Genomic DNA, 2,163 nt, shown 5'->3' with positions numbered 1-2,163 from the left:
AGCAACGTGTCGGTCGAATTGCTTAGTTAGTCCACGGGTGCAAATTGCTAATTCTTTTACCATCGCTGCTGGGGTGCGGCTTGTGATTAACAGTTAACCTAACCTTTTTCTACAACTTTTGTCAGGCTGGTTTCGGAAATTGAAACTGACTGTAAAGAAATTAGCGACATAAAAAAGTAGGTAAAGCTGATGCCTTACCTACTTATTAATTCTTATTCTGCTATTTAGAAAATATTTACAAATGAAACCTTGATTTTTTACTCTACTATCAAGTTATTTCCGACAGTGGTGGGATGGCGTTATTAATGCCATTACCAGATGAACCGCTAACTGTATAACGGTATTCTGGAACTGGATACCCAGCTTCGCTAAAGGTTTCACGAATAACTTTATTAGTGTCGAAGTAAACTTGCCAGTAATGGTCATTATTGCAATAGGGACGTACTGCTAGTACAGGCCCTGCAAAATTGAAAGTCTGAATTTCTACATCCGGTGCTGGATTTTGGAGAACATTAGGAATTTGGCTAATCTTCGCATTTAAAAGTGCGATCGCTTCGTTATGTTTTACATCGTGATGGAGTTGAGCTACTAAATCAACCCGTCGATAAGGATTGGCAGAATAATTCTGGATATTGTCAGCAAAGATTTTATTATTGGCAACAATCGTCAATACGTTATCAGGTGTATTAATGCTAGTTGTGAATAGCCCAAGTTCTGTAACAGTACCTGTGACACCTGCTGTCGTAATGAAATCACCAACTTTGAATGGTCGAAAAACGATTAAAAATGCTCCGGCTGCAAAGTTTGCTAGTAGTCCCCCCCATGCTGCACCAATTGCAATACCTGCTCCTGCTAGCAATGCAGCAAAAGAAGTTGTTTCAACCCCAAAGAAGCCGAGAATTGCTACAACTAGAACAATTCTCAACGTAACGCCAATGATATTCAAAAGATAGTTAATGAGTGTCGGATCAACGTGTTGGTTTCGGAAAGCACGTCGGGCTAGCCTCAATCCAAAATCAATCAAGCGTTGAGCAATTAGCCACAGAGCGATCGCACCTAAAACTTTCAGCCCAAACTGAGTTAAAAGTTGGCTAGCAACTACGCTAATTTGTCTGAAATCCATAATTTTTTTGTTTGTGAATTATTAAACACAATAAACATACAATAAATTAAATAAAAATCTCGTATGAATACTTTTTTTTAATTTTTGGTGTGCTATGCAGCAAAAAAGCAAAGTGTTATCGGAGAATATCTGAAAATTTTTGGACGAATATAAATGGTTTGTTGTGGGGTAAGCATATTGTCTGCCTTACAAATTCAAGGGAGATCATATAAATAAATTAAAAACTCCATAGGTACATTTTGCTAGGTATGATATTTGATCTGTAAGCATTTACTTAGTAATAATCAGCTATGACCCAGAACTACCGCATTACTCTACTCCCCGGCGATGGCATCGGCCCTGAAATTATGGCAGTGGCGGTAGATGTGCTGAAAGTCGTAGGGAAGCAATTTGATCTGAAGTTTGAATTTCAAGAAGCTCTCATCGGTGGTGCAGCAATTGATGCGACAGGTGAACCCCTACCGTCTGCCACTCTAGAGACTTGCCGTAACAGTGATGCTGTGTTACTTGCTGCCATTGGTGGCTATAAGTGGGATTCTCTGCCATCCAATTTACGCCCAGAAGCGGGTTTGTTAGGGCTACGTGCAGGTTTAGGATTATTTGCCAATTTGCGCCCAGCGAAAATTTTGCCCCAGCTAATCGACGCCTCGACTTTGAAACGTGAAGTTGTGGAAGGCGTGGATATTATGGTGGTGCGTGAACTCACTGGTGGGATTTACTTCGGTAAACCTAAAGGAATTTTTGCTACAGAAACTGGTGAAAAACGCGGTGTAAATACAATGGTTTACACTGAGTCGGAAATCGAACGTATTGGGCGGGTGGCGTTTGAAGCGGCAAAAAAACGCGGTGGTAAACTTTGTTCGGTGGATAAAGCGAACGTATTAGAAGTATCTCAGTTGTGGCGCGATCGCATCACCCAACTTTCACAAGAATATCCAGATATCGAACTCTCTCATTTATATGTAGATAATGCTGCTATGCAGTTAGTACGCGCTCCCAAGCAGTTCGATACTATTGTCACAGGCAATTTGTTTGGTGAT

2 protein-coding genes are annotated in these 2,163 nt (G+C 40.6%); one reads left to right on the top strand and one right to left on the bottom strand.

The features are described 5' to 3' along the window. Nucleotides 1-268: 268 nt before the first annotated feature. Nucleotides 269-1,123 (bottom strand): mechanosensitive ion channel family protein, encoded by an 855-nt coding sequence (locus VE944_RS26725; protein ID WP_324984343.1) that lies wholly within the window; start codon nucleotides 1,121-1,123, stop codon nucleotides 269-271. 290 nt (nucleotides 1,124-1,413) lie between these two features. Here VE944_RS26725 and leuB point away from each other — a divergent pair. Next, the coding region (leuB, locus tag VE944_RS26720) for a 3-isopropylmalate dehydrogenase (RefSeq protein WP_324984340.1) at nucleotides 1,414-2,163 on the top strand (750 nt) is incomplete at its 3' end.

Source organism: Nostoc sp., assembly GCF_035638895.1.
Classification (GTDB): Bacteria; Cyanobacteriota; Cyanobacteriia; order Cyanobacteriales; family Nostocaceae; genus Nostoc.
This window is presented reverse-complemented; position numbering and strand designations above follow the sequence as displayed.

What these genes read in the sequence shown, in the direction of transcription:
- VE944_RS26725 (WP_324984343.1), bottom strand. Translation starts at nt 1,123, where the DNA reads ATGGATTTCAGACAAATTAGCGTAGTTGCTAGCCAACTTTTAACTCAG.